This is a genomic window from Bacillus sp. ISL-75, assembly GCF_018613095.1.
Map to the genome: position 1 here is coordinate 12,538 of NZ_JAGGQX010000052.1, position 16,888 is coordinate 29,425.

Here is a 16,888-nt window from a genome sequence, read left to right on the forward strand (position 1 = left end):
TGGTCACTCCGGTGATAGGGGAACAAACGGACCTATGATTAGCGATTCTGCAGGGGTATCAAAGGTTGAGGCCAATTGGATCGTTTCCGTATCTCCCACCATTACTAACGATGAGCTTGCCACCCCAGTGATTTTTATGTTTTGGACAAAGAGTTCTCGGTTATAAACCTCGAAGTTCATTCTGTTTTCATCCCTTTCATATTTTCAGGTAAATTGCTGAAAAAAACAAATACCCCATTTTGAATTTCCTTTTTTAATGCTTCAATAACTAAATCGTCCGAAGGCGCATTTTCAAAAGAGCGGCTGCCAGAGGAATGGGCGTTTATATGTTGTTCAATCCTGATAGGAAGCTGTTTAATGATGTCTTGTTTTATGAACGATAAATATTCATCATTCGGTTGAACGGTTAATTCCCTTTGGGCATTTTCAACTAATTGAGGTAAATCTGTTTCTAAATATCTGTAAATAGCTTCCTCGATTTTCATTGATCTTTGCATTTGATCCTTGGGTGATATTGGTGTGGTTAAGGATTGATTTTGTACTGCGAAGTCCTCGATTCCTGATAATTCGGATGGGTTTAGACCTATGTTTAATGTTCCTTCAAGAGTCTCAACTTTCAATTGATCAAATTTATATTCAATTTTATCAACATGGATGGCTTTTTTTTCATTTAATTGTTTGATATCTTCTTTCATTTTTTGGAGAGCGTTCTCTAAAGTTAGAATTCGCTGCTCCTGTGCTTGAATACACATCTGTAGCCATTGAAGATATTGGGAATAATCCTGATACATGTAATCACCTCACAATTATTTCGCCAATAAGTTTATCGATTTCTATATGATAGGGAGCTTACCTATCTTGTTCTCTTACAGCAGCTTGTAATGGTACGGCTGGTGTCCCTAATAAAGAGCCTGAAGTTTTTGGTGCGGGTTGTGTAAATCCACCGGTATTATATAAATGAGATGTAGGTTTGATAATCCCCGCACTGCCTATTTGTAGGACGGAGGAATTGGTAATCCCGCCAATTTTAATAAAATTAATCTGAATGGACTGCTGGATATAGAAATTCATTTGAAATCACCCATTCATTAAGCATTAAGTGCAATTCCTTGATCGTAAACATCAGAATCATTGGTATTCGTGGAACTAACATTATTTTGGAGCCGTAAGCTTTCCCCTGTGTTAAAGGAACCAGCACCGGAAAAGGTTTTTGCTGTAGAAAATGGCATTATTTTATAAACATCTCCAATATGGAAAACAGAACTGCTGCCAAGTGTAATGACCTGTGCAACTCCCACAATCGCTGGCATTTTCAACACCCTTTTTTTCATAGTATCTTCTACATCCTATGTATGGGCACAGGGAATGTGATTGATTCGCCCAAATATATTGGAAACCGAGGTCATTTAAGTTTATTTACACTTTTATTTATTTGTTCTTAGGGGTATGGATAAAAAATAGTTCAATTAACCTATGATTTACGATGAGAAATGATAAAATAGTAGGATATCCGATAAGGGTAGAACGTTCTATTATGTGATTAAGAGATCAGTCGGAAAAATAAACACTGAGTCTCGATAAAGGCAAAGCTGATGAAAATCAGTGACGCAAAGCTACAGGGGCTAAGGTGCATTTGCACTAAGCTAGCCAGTTACCGAAAGATCAGGGTGTTTCATAATAGATATTCTATGTCTGCATAGGTTTTCTATGTATATATGGTTGTTCTATGAATTCTATCCCCCCTTTGGTAAAGGTGGGGCTATTTCTATTTCACGGAGGTGAAAATTGTTGAAGATACCTTTAATGGACGAGGAAAATGAAATGGCGAAAAAAGCTAACAAACATCAGGAATTAAAGAATGTTCTTCATAAGAAAATTTTACAAGAGTTAAAAGAGCAGGAAATTGAGGAAATCATTCCAAAGTTAGACGGAATGGCAGTCGAAATAATAAAGGAAGAAGAAGAGTTCCGTGGGCAAATAGATCGAAAAAAAGTAGTTGATGAACTAATAAACGACTTAACTGGCTTTGGACCAATTAATCCTCTACTTTTAGATGAAGATGTTTCAGAGGTAATGGTGAACGGACCTAACCAAGTATACTGTGAACGAAAAGGGAAGTTGGTGTTAACGCCAGTCCAATTTCGAGACAATGAACATGTCATGAATGTAATAGACAAAATCGTTGCCCCGCTTGGAAGAAGAATAGATAAAACTTCTCCAATGGTAGATGCCAGACTTCCTGATGGCTCGCGTGTTTATGCGATCATTCCTCCATTGGCATTAAATGGACCAACAATAACAATCAGGAAATTTTCAAAGGATCCCTATCAGATTGAAGATTTAATTAACCTTGGAACAGTTACAGAGGAAATGGCTATTTTTCTTGATGCCTGCGTGAAAGCACGGTTAAATATGTTTGTCAGCGGAGGAACGGGATCTGGTAAAACAACCACACTCAATGTACTGTCAAATTTTATCCCAGATGATGAAAGAATCGTAACAATTGAGGATGCAGCCGAGATTCAGTTGGGACAAGAGCATGTGATTTCCCTAGAGTCACGTCCTCCTAATATAGAAGGTAAAGGAGCCATCTCCATTAGAGATCTTGTTAGGAACTCACTTCGGATGAGACCAGACCGCGTGATTATTGGGGAAGTACGTGGGGGAGAAGCGCTTGATATCCTTCAGGCAATGAACACTGGTCATGATGGTTCACTAGCAACCGGGCACTCCAATAGTCCAAGGGATATGATTGCCCGGTTGGAAACAATGGTTCTTTTAGCAGGAGTCGATCTGCCGATTAAAGCAATTCGGGAGCAAATTGCCGGGGCAATTGATGTGATTATACAGCAAACACGTTTAAAGGACGGAACAAGAAAAATTGTCAATATAACTGAGGTACAAGGGATGGAAGGGGAAATTATCGTTCTCCAAGATATCTTCTCTTTTAAACAAGAAGGACTTAACTCAAAAGGGAAAATAATCGGAAGGCTTGTGCCTACCGGTGTCCGCCCTAAGTTTTATGATCGTCTGGAGGCATCAGGGTTCATATTCCGTCGTCCGTGTTTATAGAAAATGAGGAGTGGCGGCAATGATAGGGCTTCTCCTAATCTTCATCCTATTAACGGCGATTATGTTATTCTGGTCAATCTTTAGGTTGTTGTTTTTATCAGAAAATAAGGTTCAGGATCGAGTGCAGCATTACTTATTAATGAACGATGAAAAGGTAAAAAAAACCAAGCACTATCAGGTATTAGGAATCGGCTTGATGTCGATATTGTAAAAGCTTTTATCAGCAATGTTTTACAGGCAGAAAAATTAGGAATAGGCATGGTTCGGGTGCTCCGAGTCCAATCGAATGAAGTCAGAGAACAGAGAAAACAACGAGCAGAAGAGACAGCGATGAAAGCACCAATAAAAATGCTATTTCCATTAATATTATTTATTTTCCCAAGTCTCTTTATTGTTTTACTTGGACCGGCAATTCTTCAAATCTTAGAAACTTTCAAGAATAGTTAGTGCGGACCTCTATAAAGGAGTCGGCCCTTTTTTAATTTAAATTTGTTCGTTTGATTTGTTTCTTTTAATATATTAAGTGTAATTAATGAAAAAATTGAGGTGAAACGATGAAATTTGTAACGGTAGAACATAATCATGAAACGTTTGTTGGTTTAGTTGACCAAGATGAATCAAAAGTACTTTTATTAAATTCTGCTGAAGAAGCAAGTACAGGGAAGAGAAGTTTTCCTTCTTCAATGCAGGAATGTATCGATTTAGGAGAAAGTTTTATCGAACAAGTCCAAGTTTTGCACGATTGGGTAATTAGTGGTGGACATGCTGCATCTTTATATGTCTCCTTGGAAGAAGTTACCTTGCTAGCTCCTATTCCAAGACCAAACAAGAATATTTTCTGTGTGGGAAAAAATTATGCAGAACATGCGATTGAAATGGGAAGTGAAGCAGATATCCCGGAACATGTAATGGTCTTTACGAAAGCCCCTACAACGGTTATTGGACCCAATGAAACAGTCCTAAACCATCAAGATGTAACAGATCAACTTGATTATGAAGGGGAGCTAGCTGTCGTCATCGGTAAAAAGGGAAGGGCGATAAAAAAAGAGGAGGCTCTCGACTACATTTTTGGTTATACCATTCTGAATGATGTGACCGCACGAGACCTGCAATCAAGACACAAGCAATTTTTTATTGGTAAAAGCTTAGATACTACCTGTCCGATGGGACCATGGATTGTCCATAAAAGTGTGATTGAAAATCCAAACCATTTACATATAGAAACAAGAGTAAATGGGGAAGTAAGACAGAACTCAAATACAAAGAATTTTATTTTTCCGATTGAGGAGATTATCTCCGTTCTTTCAGCCGGAATGACACTTGAACCAGGAGATATTATAGCGACTGGTACACCTGCTGGAGTAGGAAAAGGGTTTAAGCCTCCTAAATTTTTATCCCCTGGCGACCAGATGGAAGTCACCATTGAAAAGGTTGGAACACTGCAAAATACCATTCAGGATTAGGTTTTATTTCTAATCCTACTAAAATGATAGATAGAACTTCCAAGTTTGTTACTATATTTTCCTTACTTTTTTTCGTGTTTGTTGGTTGATTATGGTATGATAGGTTCGAAATAAATGAAATATCATACATAAGGAGGAACTATCTTGATTCACGGTCATATCACGGCATGGCTTTTAGCACTAATCTTATTTGTTGTTGCGCTTTTTTTACATAAAAGTGGGAAAGAAAAAGGTGCTAAAATCGTTAAAATGATTTTACGAGTATTATATTTGCTTATCATTGCAACAGGTGTAGGTCTTCTATTTTCTGTTTACAGAATTGACGTTTGGTATATATTAAAAGCGGTTGTCGGGCTATGGGTAATCGGATTATTTGAAATGATCCTTAGCCGCGTTGCGAATAAGAGAAGGACTTCTGTATTTTGGATTCAATTTGTGATCGCATGGTTGCTTGTTTTATATCTTGGCGGAAGATTGCCGATGTCATTTTTACACCCATAAAACCTAATGTAACTAGTAAAGGCTGCCGAGCATATCGGCTGCCTTTTTAAATCTGCGAAAATGATAAACAACGTGACAACTGCTTAGTTTGGTTTTAATATTGAAATAAGTAGAGAGGAGAGATCCATATGCTCGTAAAAGTGTTTGCTAATCTCCGGCAAATATGTGGTGGGGTAACGGTAGACGTTCAGCCTGATGGTGAACGGGTGATAGATGTTCTTGATAAAATGATAGAAATGTTTCCGGCATTAAAAAGTGAAATCTTTACAACTGAAAAGGAACTGCTTCCGTTTGTTCATGTCTATGTAAACGGGAGAAATATCATCCACCTTGATGACCTTCAGACTAAGGTAGAAGAAAAGGATCAATTTGCTCTTTTTCCGCCTGTTGCAGGGGGCTGATATGGTCATTAGAGATTTAGAGTTTCGTGGTATTAGTATTGAACATCTTGGCATGTATTTTGAAGAACTTGGTGCTTTACAGAGGACAGATAGGTTCCCTTACGTCTATGAAGCGGATAACTGGAAGGGTCAAATACTCTCCGAAGAGGAAATTTCATTTACTTCAAGTTTTAAGGTGAATACCGTCCAAGTGCGTTTTTGTGCAAATGACGATCATGCTCTAGATGTGTTAATCAAAAATTACCGCTATAAAACAACAAGAATTGGCGGTTAATTAAGTATAGCGTTAGCGCTGTCAAAACTTACGTATTAAAAAAAAGCTTCTGCATTTGTGCAGAAGCTTTCTTAAGTAATGTCTTAGACAGGTTGTTTTACTTCAGGATCGATAATTCCTAATTCACGAAGCTTTTCATCTGTTACGAGGCCGTCTTTCCAGCCGCGGACTTGATAATATTCTTCTAGCATGATATCCATCCGGCTTACATGGCCCGCACTGTTTCCAGACGCCGGTTCTTCTGTAAAACGTTTTGGAAGGAAGTCATCTTCACGTTTATTAAAGCCTGCAAGATTGTTGTAATAACGTTCAAGATTATAGATTCTTTCCCCAGCCTTCATAACATCCTCAGCTGTTAGTTGAACTCCAGTCATTGCACTGTATTGCTCCGCATAATGCTCTGCGTTTTCTGAGAAGGATGAGAACTTACAAATATTCATAGAATCTGAGAATGCTAGCATATCTTGGAATACTTTTAGTAATTCGCCTTTTCCTTCTGGCTTTAAGCGGTCAGTTGGTTCAGGAATACCAGCAATTTCACTGGCTACAGTGTACCCACGAAGGTGACATGCACCGCGGTTACTTGTAGCATAACCAAGTCCAATACCTTGAATGCCGCGAGGATCATAGGCAGGGATGGATTGGCCTTTAACAGACATTGATAATTCAGGTGCACCCCAAAGTGCAGTTGCACGTGCAGGCCCTTCAGCAAGTACGCCGCCAAATCCTTCACGGAAGGCGATTTTTTTTGTTAATTCAATCATAGAATCAGCGTCGCCCCAGATTAGTTCCTCGGTAATAATCCCTTTTTCAAAAGCTTCCATTGTAACGGAGAAACAATGTCCAAGTTCAATTGTATCAAGCCCATATTCATTACAGCGGTCGATCATAAATGAAATTGCTTCTGCATCACTTAATAGACAGTTGGAGCCAAGTGACCAAGCGGATTCGAATTCAATGCTCTCTACTCGTGTTTTATACTTCCCATCTTTTACTTCTACTTCAATTTTACATCCAACTGGGCAGGCATGGCAGGTCTTGTTAGCAACACGTAAATTAGTGTTGTAATATTCACCACTGTGTTTCTCTGCTTCATCCCAGTGTGTTAATTGGGAGTTCTTTGTTGGAAGCGCTCCCACTTCATTGATCAAGTTGGTTAATACATTTGTTCCATATACGGATAATCCGCCTTTATTAGGTGCCGTTAAGCCGCCATCAAGGATCGCCTTTACAGCTTTTTTATTGGCATCTTTGTAATCGGTATCTAATTTTGGTTGTGGCAAATTGCCTTTTTGAGCAGCTTTGATAACAATTGCTTTTAATTTTTTATAGCCCGCAACAGCTGCTGTACCACCACGGCCTGCAGCACGGTCATGCTCATTAATAAATGCAGCAAAACGGACGGTATTTTCACCTGCTTGACCAATCGTCATTACACTTAGGTCCTCTTCACCGTGTTCGTCTTTCATTGCTTGAATAAATGCTCGTGTGCTCGTTCCCCAAAGGTTTGAAGCGTCACGAAGCTCTGCTTTACCATCTTCAATAAATAGGTATACAGGCTTGTCACTTTTTCCTGAAAAAATAATATTATCCACACCTGACCATTTGAGCCGCGCTGCAGTCCACCCGCCGATGTGTGAATCCGTTACCGTACCAGTCAGCGGAGATTTAGTAACAACACAAAGCCGACCGCTCATCGAAGAACGTGAGCCTGTGACAGGGCCTGTCATAATACAAATGATGTTTTCTGCAGATAATGGCTCGACTTCAGGGCCGTTATCTAAAACATACTTAACCCCTAGGCCACGACCACCTATGTACTTAACTGCATCATCTTCGTTGATTCCTCTGTAATCAACCACACCATTTGTTAAGTCGACTAATACTTCTTTGTTTTTAAAACCGCCTAGATTCAAAGTTTTTCCCCCTCTTTCCCATAGTAAAAAAATATATACTAATCTCTTATAATATTAGATATTGTTATAAGAGATTCCTCCCAAATTATACTAAAACCCAATATTTATTATATCTCTTTTTCATTATTTTTAATATTAAATTATTTATAAAAGACAATCGAGCATTATTTGGTAAGATAATAGTAATATAACTTTTCCTTTTGCGGAGCATGGTTACATTTTAACTTAGGAAAGAGGTGGATCATGAGTGATTTAGAACGCTATTCAAGACAGATTCTTTTTCAACAGATTGGGCAGTCAGGACAAATAAAATTGCAAAATAGCAAAGTGGCAATTGTCGGAGTTGGTGCACTTGGCACGGTAATCGCGAACCATCTGGTTCGTTCTGGGGTTGGCTATATAAGGTTAATTGATAGGGATTTGGTTGAACTATCAAATTTGCAGCGGCAGACACTTTTTGATGAAGAGGATGCAAAATTACAGCTCCCAAAGGTAATTGCTGCAAAAAAAAGATTAAATCAAATTAATTCTACTGGTACAGTCGATGCAGTAATCGCTGATTTAAATCTAGATAATGCGGAAGAATTATTAACAGATTTTAATTGTATCGTTGATGGAACTGATAATTTTATGACACGTTTTTTAATCAATGATGTGGCCGTAAAGTACGGAATTCCTTGGGTTCATGGTGCTGCTGTTAGTTCGAGAGGCATGTTTGCCACGATAAAACCCGGAATTACCCCCTGCTACCGCTGTCTCTTTCCACATGTCCCAACTGGGACGGGGGAAACCTGCGATACAGTTGGCGTATTGTCACCATTGACGGATATTATCGGTTCCTTTCAAGCCATGGAAACAATGAAAATATTAATTGATGAAAAGACTACACCTAATCTAGAACAAATTGATATATGGGATTATACCACCATGCAAATGGATATTTCAGAGGGGAGAAATCCTAATTGTCCGACATGTGTGAATCATCAATTTGATTTTTTAGATCGATCCTCGGAACTCCAGGTGGCCTATACGACACTTTGTGGGCGTAATACAGTCCAAATCAATCCAAGAAATAAACGCGACTTAGATGTAATAAAGTTGGCTGCGAATCTCAAGAAAAGTGGCAAAGTATCAGGAAATGACTACTTAATCCGTTTTACTCCTGATGAAGATATTTCTATTGTCGTATTTAAAGATGCACGTGTATTGATACATGGGACAAATGATGTGGTCCAAGCAAAATTGCTTTATTCAAAATATATCGGAAACTAAATTGGTACCCAAAAAAAGGCGTGGGAGCTGCCCATGCCTTTTTCTTATGATATCATTTTTTCGATCACTAATCGTTTTCCGGTATTTAATGTAAATTCAAATCGATCATTAACTTTTTCATAGTAACAAAAGTGGTGCTGGACATTACAAATTTGCTCCTGATTATCGAAAACCAAAAAATTAACTCCATCCTTTCGATTTTCGTCCGATAAGAAGGATAAATGGTTGTAACAATAGATGCAATCGTAAATAGAAAAGTTTAAGGAGTTTAAAGTGGTCACAAATTGAAAAAAAGCATCATCATTAATCCCATCTAAAAGCCGCTCCAGTGAATAAATTAAATGTTTCCGAATTCTTACTAAATCATGGTTACGAAGCATCGTTGCTTCGTTTCCAATTCGGACTTTTCCTGTTTCATACAATTTACCTTTCTTCCAACGATTCATTCGGAAGACTTCTATTTCTTGCTGAAGGTAATCATCTAACATTTCAGCTTCTTCTGTTTCCTCATCAAAAAAAATCCATTGTTCATTAATTTGTTCAACAGTTCCTTCTGTATATGCTCTTTCCTGAAAATCGTAAAGTCTCATTCGTTGTTGTCGATTCATTATTAACCTCCGTGCCCAGATGCTATCATATTCTTTTTAGACATCTTCATGAAATTTTATAACTGAAAGATAAAGTATTATCTTTTAAATCATATGAATTGTTGGCTTACTCCATCGACCTCCGCTTTTCTATTCGGACAATTAACCATTTCCCATGGGCTGAATACTATAAAAACATGAATTCATGTACAGTAGTTCTGTTAATGAGGAGTGTGATAGGAAATGTGTGGTATTACAGGCTGGATTAATTTTGATAAATCACTTAAGAACGAAGCGGGTACACTTACCAAAATGACAAATACACTGGCAAAAAGAGGACCTGATGAGACCAACATCTGGTCTGAGACACATGTCGCTTTTGGCCATAAGAGACTTATTGTTGTCGACCCTGAAGGGGGAAGGCAGCCAATGTCCAAACAAAAAGACGGCTTCGATTACACCATTTGCTACAATGGGGAATTATATAATACAGAAGATATCCGCAAAGTTCTCCATACTAAAGGATATTCATTTAAAGGTCATTCTGATACAGAAGTTCTATTATCTGCCTATATAGAATGGGCGGAAGAGTGTGTAAATTACTTAAATGGGATTTATGCATTTGCCATCTGGGATCGTAAGAAGGAACAGCTCTTCATTGGTCGTGACCGCTTAGGGGTTAAACCATTATTTTTCAGAGAACACAAGAAGGGGCTTATATTTGCTTCTGAAACCAAGGCTATTTTAGCCCATCCAGAAGTGAAAACAGAGATTGATCAAGAGGGGCTTGCTGAGATCTTTGGAATCGGCCCTTCCAGGTCACCGGGTTCTGGTGTTTTTAAAGGGATTAAAGAACTAAGACCAGCCCATGCATTAACATTTTCAAAAAATGGTTTAAAAATTTGGAGATATTGGAATGTGAAAAGTGGTGAACACAAGGATAATGTGGAAGAAACAGCAGAAAAGGTCCGTTATTTAGTCACCGATGCGGTAACAAGGCAGCTTGTTTCCGATGTTCCACTAAGTACCTTTTTATCTGGCGGACTAGATTCTAGCATCATCACTGCCATTGCCGCAAAAGGATTCAAGGACCAAAATAAGGGACAGTTACACACTTATTCAATCGATTATGAAGGTAATGACAAATTCTTTTCTTCAAATGAATTCCAGCCGGATGCTGATGGGAAATTTATTCAAATGATAACGGATAAATTTAATACAAAGCACCATAACAAAATTATTACTCAAAAGCAATTGGTCAATGATTTGGTGGAAGCTACACATGTCAGAGATCTTCCAGGGATGGCTGATGTGGATTCATCGTTACTGTGGTTTTGTAAGGAAATCAAACAGGATTTTGTTGTCAGCCTTTCAGGGGAATGTGCGGATGAAATTTTCGGGGGGTATCCTTGGTTCCATCGAAAACAAGACTTAGAACGTCCAGGATTTCCGTGGATGAGATCTGTATCAGAAAGACAAAATTTGTTGAAATCGCATTGGCAGGAAAAATTAAAATTAAATGACTATGTCATGGAAAAGTATTATCAATCGGTCGCCGAAACCCCGAGGCTAGAGGGTGAAAGCGGGGAAGATTCCAAGCGCAGAGAATTGTTTTATATTAATATGATAAATTTTATGACGACATTACTTGATCGAAAAGACCGAATGAGCATGGGCGCAAGCCTAGAAGTCAGAGTTCCCTTTGCTGATCACCGTCTTGTCGAATATGTATGGAATATCCCATGGGAGATGAAAATGTATCGAGGCAGGGAAAAAGGGATTCTTAGAAAAGCCTTTGAAGGTATATTACCAGAGGAAGTATTGTACCGGAAAAAAAGCCCTTATCCAAAAACACATAATCCTGCCTATACCATTGCCGTTCAAAAACTGGTGGAAAATATATTACAAGATAAATCCTCAGCATTGCATGAATTTTTTAATAAAGAACAGCTTGAGAGTATCGTCAAGTCTGGTGGAAATTCATTTCAAGAGCCTTGGTTTGGGCAGTTGATGACAGGACCACAGTTATTGGCATATCTTGTGCAGCTCCACACATGGTTTAAGGATTACAATATTAACATAGTAAATTAAAAATGAATTTCCGATAAAACGAAGAATTAAAATTTGGAATAAGGACTTGATTAGATTAAAATGGTGTAGGGAAGAGGATATCCTCTTCTTTTTTTTAGAGGAGGATATAACTTTATGAAAAAAATTACTTTTATTTTAATGCTATTATTACTAAATTCATCATTTCCTGCAAATGCTGCTGTTGAAAAGGAAGAACGTTTGTGGCAGGATGAATCCGTTTATTCTATCATGGTAGATCGTTTTAATGACGGGGATAGAAAAAATGACATCGATGTTAATGCCAAAGACCCATTAGCATATAACGGCGGTGATATCCAAGGTATTATTGATAAATTGGATTACATCCATGATATGGGATTTACTTCGATTCGACTAACTCCGATAGTTGACAATGCGAAGAATGGCTACCATGGTTTTTGGGTGAATGATTTTTACAAAGTAGACGAGCATTTTGGCACAATTAAGACTTTCCAAACGCTTGTAAAAGAAGCGCATAAGCGAAAGATGAAGGTTATCATGGATTTTGTGACGAATAATGTAGCCGCGGACCATCGATGGTTAAGTGATACTAATAAGCAGGACTGGTTTCATGAAAAAAAGGATACCCTAGCTGGAAATGAAAATCAGAAGGAGCTTGAAATGGGCTGGTCGGAGGGCTTGCCTGACCTTAATCAGGACAACCCTGAAGTAAAAAAATACTTAATTGATGCAGCAAAATGGTGGATTAATAAAACAGATATTGATGGGCTTAGTCTACCAGAAGTAAATTATGTTCCAGTAAGCTTTTGGACAGATTTTTCAACTGAAGTTAAGAAAGAAAACAAGGATTTCTTTCTGTTGGGAGTCATGTCAAAAAATACTTCAACTAATCTGAAAGAGTATGAAAGTGCCGGAATAGATAGTGTAGTTGATTACTCGTATAGCGAAAAGTTAAGAAAAACGTTTGCAGGTACGGATCAATCTTTCAGCACACTTTATTCGGATGCTGATAATGGTCTGAACTCCTTATTAAGGGCAAATTTTATGGATAACGAATATACGTCAAGATTTACGAGTGACATTGTGGCAAAGAAACAATTCCCTGGCTCACGCTGGAAAACAGCATTGGTTTATCTTTACACGACCCCTGGAATCCCCTTCTTTTATTATGGAAGTGAAATTGCTTTAAATGGGGGAGAAATCCCGGATAACCGCGGGCAAATGAGCTTTCGAGCGGAAAAGGACCTGATTGATTATATTACCAAGGTGAGTGAATTAAGAAATCAGCTTCCATCGCTAACAAGAGGGACAATGGAAATGCTCTATGATCAAAAGGGAATGGCAGTTTATAAACGAGTTTATAAGGGTGAAACGTCAATAATTGCAATCAATAATTCGAGTAAATCCCAAAGTGTTACGTTAACAAATAGTCAAATTGAAGGTGGAAAAGAGCTGCGGGGCCTGTTGGCAGGAGATAAAGTTAAAAGTGAAGATAATAAATACATGATCATCCTTGATCGGGATAATTCAGAGGTATATGTTTTAGCTGAGAAAAGTGGCATCAAATTCTCATTAATTGCTAGCTTAGCCGTTGTATACCTGTTGTGTTTCTTATTTCTTTATAAAATAAGGAAACGAAGAAGATAAAATGTCGGGGAAATCCCCGACATTTTTTTAACTATTGATAATTTCTCCGCCATTTACATGAATCATTTGCCCGCTTACATAGGAGGAGTCATCTGAAGCCAGGAATACATAGCTTGCGGCCAATTCAAATGGTTGTCCTGCTCTTCCCATTGGGGTAGTTGATCCGAAAGTTGCAACCTGGTCTGCAGGAAAAGTCGATGGAATGAGTGGTGTCCAAATGGGACCTGGAGCCACACCATTAACACGAATCCCTTGAGGTGCAAGAGACATCGCTAAAGAGCGGGTAAAGGAAACAACCGCACCTTTTGTAGCTGAATAGTCCAATAATTGTTCATTCCCCTTGTAAGCCGTAATTGAGGCAGTATTAATGATGGATGCCCCTTGTTTTAAAAAAGGCAGAACCATTTTAGTCATATAAAAAAAGGAGAAAATATTCGTTCGGAACGTTTTTTCCAATTGATCCGAAGTAATAGACAATAAGCTTTTTTGCGGATGCTGTTCCGCTGCATTGTTGATGAGTATATCTAATCGGCCAAACTCAGAATGAATCTTATTGACAGTCTCCTTACAAAAATCTTCATTGCCAATGTCACCCGAATAAAGAAGACAGCTTCGACCCTCGGCTTCAATCATTTGTTTAGTTTCTTCTGCATCTTGATGCTCTTCTAAATAGACAATAGCAATATCTGCCCCTTCTTTGGCAAAATAAATAGCAACTGATTTTCCTATACCACTGTCGCCACCGGTAATAATCGCTGTCTTCCCTGCTAATTTTCCTCCAGGCTTATAATTAGGATCAACTGAAATAGGCCGAGGATTCATTTCACTTTCTATGCCAGGTTGATGGTTCTGATGCTGTGGTGGAAAGATATTCTTTTGTTTATTTTGATTGTTGCTCATTAACTAAAACCTCCAAGTGTTTACTCACAATTAGTTTTAGTTAAATGGGTTAAATTATGAAAAATAAAGATAATAAAAAGCGAAAGGATTTTAAATCCTTCCGCCTTTTGTTCTTAACGATAATTTATAAACTGGACATCTACAGTTAGGTCAGCCTCGCGGACGAGGGAGATTATTTTTTGTAAATCATCGCGGTTTTTACCGCTAACACGAACTTGGTCGTCCTGTACCTGACTTTTTACCTTAACGCCACTATTTTTAATAATTGTATTGATTTTTTTGGCATTTTCTTTATCAATACCTTGAACAAGCTTGGCTCTTTGGCGAACAGTTCCGCCTGATGCTTTTTCGACTTTCCCATAGTCAAGATTTCTAACGGGAACGCTTCGTTTCATCAATTTGCTAAATAAAACATCTTTAAGCTGGTCCATTTTATATTCATCATCTGAAATAAGAACAAGCTCTTCTTTTTCTTTATCAAGTGATACTTCACTTTTACTGCCTTTAAAATCATAGCGAGTGCCAATTTCCTTCATGGTTTGGGCAATCGCATTTGAAACTTCAGATAAGTCTACTTGAGATACAATATCAAATGAGCTATCTTTTGACATAACAAAACCTCCATTTTATAAATATGTGAAACCCGGCCTGCTAAAGTTTCCCTTTATGGGTACATTATAGTAAAATATAGCAGTTGTAACAACCGCTTAGGAAAATTCTCCGAAAAAGAAAGAAGGAGTTATATATGTCTTTAAATGAACTTATTGGTCAAACAACCACATTAACAGTCGCCCGTAAAGCATCCTTTGGCTATTTTTTAACGGACGGTAATGAAGATGTTTTGCTGCATATAAATCAAGCCAATCAAGAATTAGAAGAAGAGGATCAGGTTGAAGTGTTTCTTTATGTTGATTCAGAAGGTCGAATCTCTGCGTCAACCACAATTCCTGAGGTTGCGATTGGACGATATGCTTGGGTTAAAGTAACGGACATAAATCCAAGAATTGGCGTCTTTATCAATATAGGACTTCCAAAGGATATTTTGTTAGGAATCGATGATTTACCTGTGCATAAGTCCGTATGGCCGAAGCCAGGTGATTTAATCTATATTACTTTGAAGCTTAGCAGCAATTACCTTCTTTACGCGAAGCTTGCCAGTGACCAAGTAATTGAATCCATTTCCGTAAAAGCAACAAGAGAAAATTTTAATAAAAATGTGCAGGGACATATTTATCGTACAGCTAAAGTAGGCAGCTGGATCTTTACAATAGAAGGGTTCAAAGGGTTCATTCATGAATCACAAAGACCAGAAGAACCCCGTTTGGGTGAAAAAGTTGAGGGACGAATTATTGACGTTAAGGAAGACGGAACCATTAACGTTTCTTTACTAGCAAGGAAAGAGGAATCGCAGGATCTAGATGCGGAACGGATATATGAATATCTAATGAGCAGAAATGGAGCCATGCCCTATAACGATAAAAGCATGCCTGAAGATATTAAAGATCGCTTCGATTTGAGCAAAGGTTCCTTCAAGCGGGCCCTTGGAAAGCTTATGAAAGAGGGCAGAGTATACCAAGAGGGCAACTGGACATATGTAAAGAAAGATTAGTGTGTTTTTACATACTCTTTTCAAATTGACAGAAACTAAAGTGAATCTATTTGAAAGGGGTAAGGTTATGCCACACACATCAGACAACGATAAAAAAGCAAAAGACAACAATGCCCTTCGCCATGAAAAGAATATGATGCGCGAAAAAAATCGTCAAGCTGGAAAAAATCAATACTCCAAGCAGACAGACCATAAATAGAGTAATGAAAAATGAGTGAGGTGCGCCTCACTCATTTCTTTATTATTAAGAAGGCATTTGATTTAAGAAGAAAATGGCGATTGTTCCTGCACCTGTATGTGACCCAACGGCAGAACCAATGGAAGAAATGAATACCTCTTTCGGATGGAATCCTTCTTCAATCATCGCTTTCATTTCTAATGCAGTATCCACACAATCGGCGTGGCTAATCCCTATCACTTGGTCTTCCATATTTGCCCCGCGTTCCTTCATGATTTCGATGATGCGTCGCATTACTTTTTTCTTCCCACGTATTTTTTCAATTGGAACAAGTTTTCCGGCTTCTACATTTAAGATGGGCTTAATGTTCAATAATCCGCCGAGGAAGGCAGATGCTTTTGATACTCGGCCACCCTTTGCTAAATAATCTAAATCTTCAACAGTAAAAAGATGTTCCATGTGTTGGCTTCTAAAAACAATATCTTCTAAGATTGTTTCTTTACCGACACTTTTCATGGCGAGTGATGCTGCTTCTTTAACTACAAGTCCAGATCCAAGCGATGCACATTTTGTATCGACAATTGTTAATTTAAAATTTGGATATTTTTCCTTCACTTGGTCAAGAATCATAACAGCGGTTGAATATGTACCAGATAATTCTGAAGAAAAAGCTATGTATATCCCATTTTCATCTTTTTCTGCCATTTCGGTAAATACTTCCTCAAACAGAAGTGGGGAGACTTGTGATGTTTTTGGAACAACGCCATTACGGATTGCCTCATAGACGGTGTTTGGATCAATTGTTTTTACATCTTCATATTCTTTGCCATTAATCTCGACTTTTAAAGGAAATAAAGTAACATGATTCTCTTCATAAAAACTTTTTGGTAAATCGCATGCGCTATCAGCTAGTATTTTTACCTGCATGAAGCTCACCTGCTTTCAGGCTAATTTATAGTTTCAGTTTATCGGTTTCACCATAAAAATACAATTAGCAA

21 protein-coding genes and 1 riboswitch are annotated in these 16,888 nt (G+C 38.1%); of the genes, 12 read left to right on the top strand and 9 right to left on the bottom strand.

Annotated elements, in window-relative coordinates; genetic code table 11:
* Positions 1–3: 3 nt before the first annotated feature.
* Genes J7E63_RS20185 through J7E63_RS20200 form a run of 4 tightly spaced genes read right to left on the bottom strand, consistent with a single transcriptional unit; the run spans position 4 to position 1,310 of the window.
* Positions 4–180: a spore gernimation protein GerPD gene (locus J7E63_RS20185; RefSeq protein WP_168242447.1), complete on the bottom strand. Its 177-nt coding sequence runs from the start codon at positions 178–180 to the stop codon at positions 4–6.
* Entirely contained in the window at positions 177–791 is a 615-nt protein-coding gene (gene gerPC / locus J7E63_RS20190) for a spore germination protein GerPC (protein ID WP_214732001.1), read from the bottom strand. The genes J7E63_RS20185 and gerPC overlap by 4 nt, the downstream gene beginning before the upstream one ends.
* A 58-nt stretch (positions 792–849) precedes the next feature.
* Positions 850–1,071 carry a spore germination protein GerPB gene (locus J7E63_RS20195; protein WP_214999696.1) on the bottom strand — a complete coding sequence of 74 codons (222 nt, stop codon included), beginning with the start codon at positions 1,069–1,071 and terminating at the stop codon, positions 850–852.
* Between the two features lie 17 nt (positions 1,072–1,088).
* Complete coding sequence (locus tag J7E63_RS20200; RefSeq protein WP_215015564.1) at positions 1,089–1,310, bottom strand: spore germination protein; 222 nt, start codon at positions 1,308–1,310, stop codon at positions 1,089–1,091.
* Between the two features lie 262 nt (positions 1,311–1,572).
* A riboswitch (cyclic di-GMP riboswitch) is annotated at positions 1,573–1,659 on the top strand.
* Between the two features lie 129 nt (positions 1,660–1,788).
* On the opposite strand from J7E63_RS20200, the gene J7E63_RS20205 reads away from it, so the two are divergent.
* The 7 genes from J7E63_RS20205 to J7E63_RS20235 all read left to right on the top strand — a co-directional run bounded on the left by J7E63_RS20205 (position 1,789) and on the right by J7E63_RS20235 (position 5,711).
* Positions 1,789–3,072 (top strand): TadA family conjugal transfer-associated ATPase, encoded by a 1,284-nt coding sequence (locus J7E63_RS20205; RefSeq protein WP_251033639.1) that lies wholly within the window; start codon positions 1,789–1,791, stop codon positions 3,070–3,072.
* A gap of 19 nt (positions 3,073–3,091) precedes the next feature.
* Positions 3,092–3,283, top strand: a complete 192-nt coding sequence (locus tag J7E63_RS20210; RefSeq protein ID WP_215015565.1) for a hypothetical protein — start codon at positions 3,092–3,094, stop codon at positions 3,281–3,283.
* An 8-nt stretch (positions 3,284–3,291) separates the two neighbouring features.
* Positions 3,292–3,519: a type II secretion system F family protein gene (locus J7E63_RS20215; RefSeq protein ID WP_308161985.1), complete on the top strand. Its 228-nt coding sequence runs from the start codon at positions 3,292–3,294 to the stop codon at positions 3,517–3,519.
* A gap of 107 nt (positions 3,520–3,626) precedes the next feature.
* Entirely contained in the window at positions 3,627–4,535 is a 909-nt protein-coding gene (locus J7E63_RS20220; protein ID WP_215015567.1) for a fumarylacetoacetate hydrolase family protein, read from the top strand.
* 144 nt (positions 4,536–4,679) lie between these two features.
* Complete coding sequence (locus J7E63_RS20225; RefSeq protein ID WP_168242461.1) at positions 4,680–5,036, top strand: YisL family protein; 357 nt, start codon at positions 4,680–4,682, stop codon at positions 5,034–5,036.
* 128 nt (positions 5,037–5,164) lie between these two features.
* The gene (locus J7E63_RS20230; protein ID WP_215015569.1) at positions 5,165–5,437 is read left to right on the top strand and encodes a ubiquitin-like small modifier protein 1; all 273 of its coding nucleotides are present in this window, start codon (positions 5,165–5,167) and stop codon (positions 5,435–5,437) included.
* A 1-nt stretch (position 5,438) separates the two neighbouring features.
* Positions 5,439–5,711: a MoaD-like domain-containing protein gene (locus J7E63_RS20235; protein ID WP_214713210.1), complete on the top strand. Its 273-nt coding sequence runs from the start codon at positions 5,439–5,441 to the stop codon at positions 5,709–5,711.
* A gap of 83 nt (positions 5,712–5,794) precedes the next feature.
* Here J7E63_RS20235 and J7E63_RS20240 read toward each other — a convergent pair whose 3' ends face one another.
* Positions 5,795–7,627 carry an aldehyde ferredoxin oxidoreductase family protein gene (locus J7E63_RS20240; RefSeq protein ID WP_215015570.1) on the bottom strand — a complete coding sequence of 611 codons (1,833 nt, stop codon included), beginning with the start codon at positions 7,625–7,627 and terminating at the stop codon, positions 5,795–5,797.
* 243 nt (positions 7,628–7,870) lie between these two features.
* On the opposite strand from J7E63_RS20240, the gene J7E63_RS20245 reads away from it, so the two are divergent.
* On the top strand, positions 7,871–8,899 hold the full coding sequence (locus J7E63_RS20245; protein WP_215015572.1) for a ThiF family adenylyltransferase: 1,029 nt from the start codon (positions 7,871–7,873) through the stop codon (positions 8,897–8,899).
* Between the two features lie 44 nt (positions 8,900–8,943).
* Here the strand turns inward: J7E63_RS20245 and J7E63_RS20250 are convergent, their stop codons facing one another.
* Complete coding sequence (locus J7E63_RS20250; RefSeq protein ID WP_214713207.1) at positions 8,944–9,507, bottom strand: DUF2777 domain-containing protein; 564 nt, start codon at positions 9,505–9,507, stop codon at positions 8,944–8,946.
* 222 nt (positions 9,508–9,729) lie between these two features.
* Between J7E63_RS20250 and asnB the strand changes: the two genes are divergently transcribed.
* Together asnB and J7E63_RS20260 are read left to right on the top strand one after the other, a co-directional pair.
* Complete coding sequence (asnB, locus tag J7E63_RS20255) at positions 9,730–11,577, top strand: asparagine synthase (glutamine-hydrolyzing) (RefSeq protein ID WP_215015573.1); 1,848 nt, start codon at positions 9,730–9,732, stop codon at positions 11,575–11,577.
* A gap of 114 nt (positions 11,578–11,691) precedes the next feature.
* Positions 11,692–13,203, top strand: a complete 1,512-nt coding sequence (locus tag J7E63_RS20260; RefSeq protein WP_215015575.1) for an alpha-amylase family glycosyl hydrolase — start codon at positions 11,692–11,694, stop codon at positions 13,201–13,203.
* A gap of 27 nt (positions 13,204–13,230) precedes the next feature.
* Here the strand turns inward: J7E63_RS20260 and J7E63_RS20265 are convergent, their stop codons facing one another.
* A complete protein-coding gene (locus J7E63_RS20265; RefSeq protein WP_215015577.1) occupies positions 13,231–14,103 on the bottom strand; it encodes an SDR family oxidoreductase in 873 nt (290 codons plus the stop codon).
* 113 nt (positions 14,104–14,216) lie between these two features.
* Positions 14,217–14,714 carry a YajQ family cyclic di-GMP-binding protein gene (locus tag J7E63_RS20270; RefSeq protein WP_088086042.1) on the bottom strand — a complete coding sequence of 166 codons (498 nt, stop codon included), beginning with the start codon at positions 14,712–14,714 and terminating at the stop codon, positions 14,217–14,219.
* A 134-nt stretch (positions 14,715–14,848) separates the two neighbouring features.
* Here J7E63_RS20270 and J7E63_RS20275 point away from each other — a divergent pair, with 134 nt between their 5' ends.
* Together J7E63_RS20275 and J7E63_RS20280 are read left to right on the top strand one after the other, a co-directional pair.
* On the top strand, positions 14,849–15,712 hold the full coding sequence (locus J7E63_RS20275; protein WP_215015579.1) for a CvfB family protein: 864 nt from the start codon (positions 14,849–14,851) through the stop codon (positions 15,710–15,712).
* Between the two features lie 67 nt (positions 15,713–15,779).
* Complete coding sequence (locus tag J7E63_RS20280; RefSeq protein ID WP_024028473.1) at positions 15,780–15,911, top strand: DUF3941 domain-containing protein; 132 nt, start codon at positions 15,780–15,782, stop codon at positions 15,909–15,911.
* Positions 15,912–15,956: 45 nt separating this feature from the next.
* Here the strand turns inward: J7E63_RS20280 and J7E63_RS20285 are convergent, their stop codons facing one another.
* On the bottom strand, positions 15,957–16,817 hold the full coding sequence (locus J7E63_RS20285; protein ID WP_215015581.1) for a DegV family protein: 861 nt from the start codon (positions 16,815–16,817) through the stop codon (positions 15,957–15,959).
* Positions 16,818–16,888: the final 71 nt, after the last annotated feature.

Excerpts from the sequence above, each read along its gene's own strand:
- J7E63_RS20220 (WP_215015567.1), top strand. The coding sequence starts at position 3,627 with ATGAAATTTGTAACGGTAGAACATAATCATGAAACGTTTGTTGGTTTA.
- J7E63_RS20210 (WP_215015565.1), top strand. The coding sequence starts at position 3,092 with ATGATAGGGCTTCTCCTAATCTTCATCCTATTAACGGCGATTATGTTA.
- J7E63_RS20265 (WP_215015577.1), bottom strand. The coding sequence starts at position 14,103 with ATGAGCAACAATCAAAATAAACAAAAGAATATCTTTCCACCACAGCAT.
- J7E63_RS20245 (WP_215015572.1), top strand. The coding sequence starts at position 7,871 with ATGAGTGATTTAGAACGCTATTCAAGACAGATTCTTTTTCAACAGATT.
- asnB (WP_215015573.1), top strand. The coding sequence starts at position 9,730 with ATGTGTGGTATTACAGGCTGGATTAATTTTGATAAATCACTTAAGAAC.
- J7E63_RS20185 (WP_168242447.1), bottom strand. The coding sequence starts at position 180 with ATGAACTTCGAGGTTTATAACCGAGAACTCTTTGTCCAAAACATAAAA.
- J7E63_RS20250 (WP_214713207.1), bottom strand. The coding sequence starts at position 9,507 with ATGAATCGACAACAACGAATGAGACTTTACGATTTTCAGGAAAGAGCA.
- J7E63_RS20285 (WP_215015581.1), bottom strand. The coding sequence starts at position 16,817 with ATGCAGGTAAAAATACTAGCTGATAGCGCATGCGATTTACCAAAAAGT.
- J7E63_RS20280 (WP_024028473.1), top strand. The coding sequence starts at position 15,780 with ATGCCACACACATCAGACAACGATAAAAAAGCAAAAGACAACAATGCC.
- J7E63_RS20200 (WP_215015564.1), bottom strand. The coding sequence starts at position 1,310 with ATGCCAGCGATTGTGGGAGTTGCACAGGTCATTACACTTGGCAGCAGT.
- gerPC (WP_214732001.1), bottom strand. The coding sequence starts at position 791 with ATGTATCAGGATTATTCCCAATATCTTCAATGGCTACAGATGTGTATT.
- J7E63_RS20275 (WP_215015579.1), top strand. The coding sequence starts at position 14,849 with ATGTCTTTAAATGAACTTATTGGTCAAACAACCACATTAACAGTCGCC.
- J7E63_RS20230 (WP_215015569.1), top strand. The coding sequence starts at position 5,165 with ATGCTCGTAAAAGTGTTTGCTAATCTCCGGCAAATATGTGGTGGGGTA.
- J7E63_RS20260 (WP_215015575.1), top strand. The coding sequence starts at position 11,692 with ATGAAAAAAATTACTTTTATTTTAATGCTATTATTACTAAATTCATCA.
- J7E63_RS20270 (WP_088086042.1), bottom strand. The coding sequence starts at position 14,714 with ATGTCAAAAGATAGCTCATTTGATATTGTATCTCAAGTAGACTTATCT.
- J7E63_RS20195 (WP_214999696.1), bottom strand. The coding sequence starts at position 1,071 with ATGAATTTCTATATCCAGCAGTCCATTCAGATTAATTTTATTAAAATT.
- J7E63_RS20235 (WP_214713210.1), top strand. The coding sequence starts at position 5,439 with ATGGTCATTAGAGATTTAGAGTTTCGTGGTATTAGTATTGAACATCTT.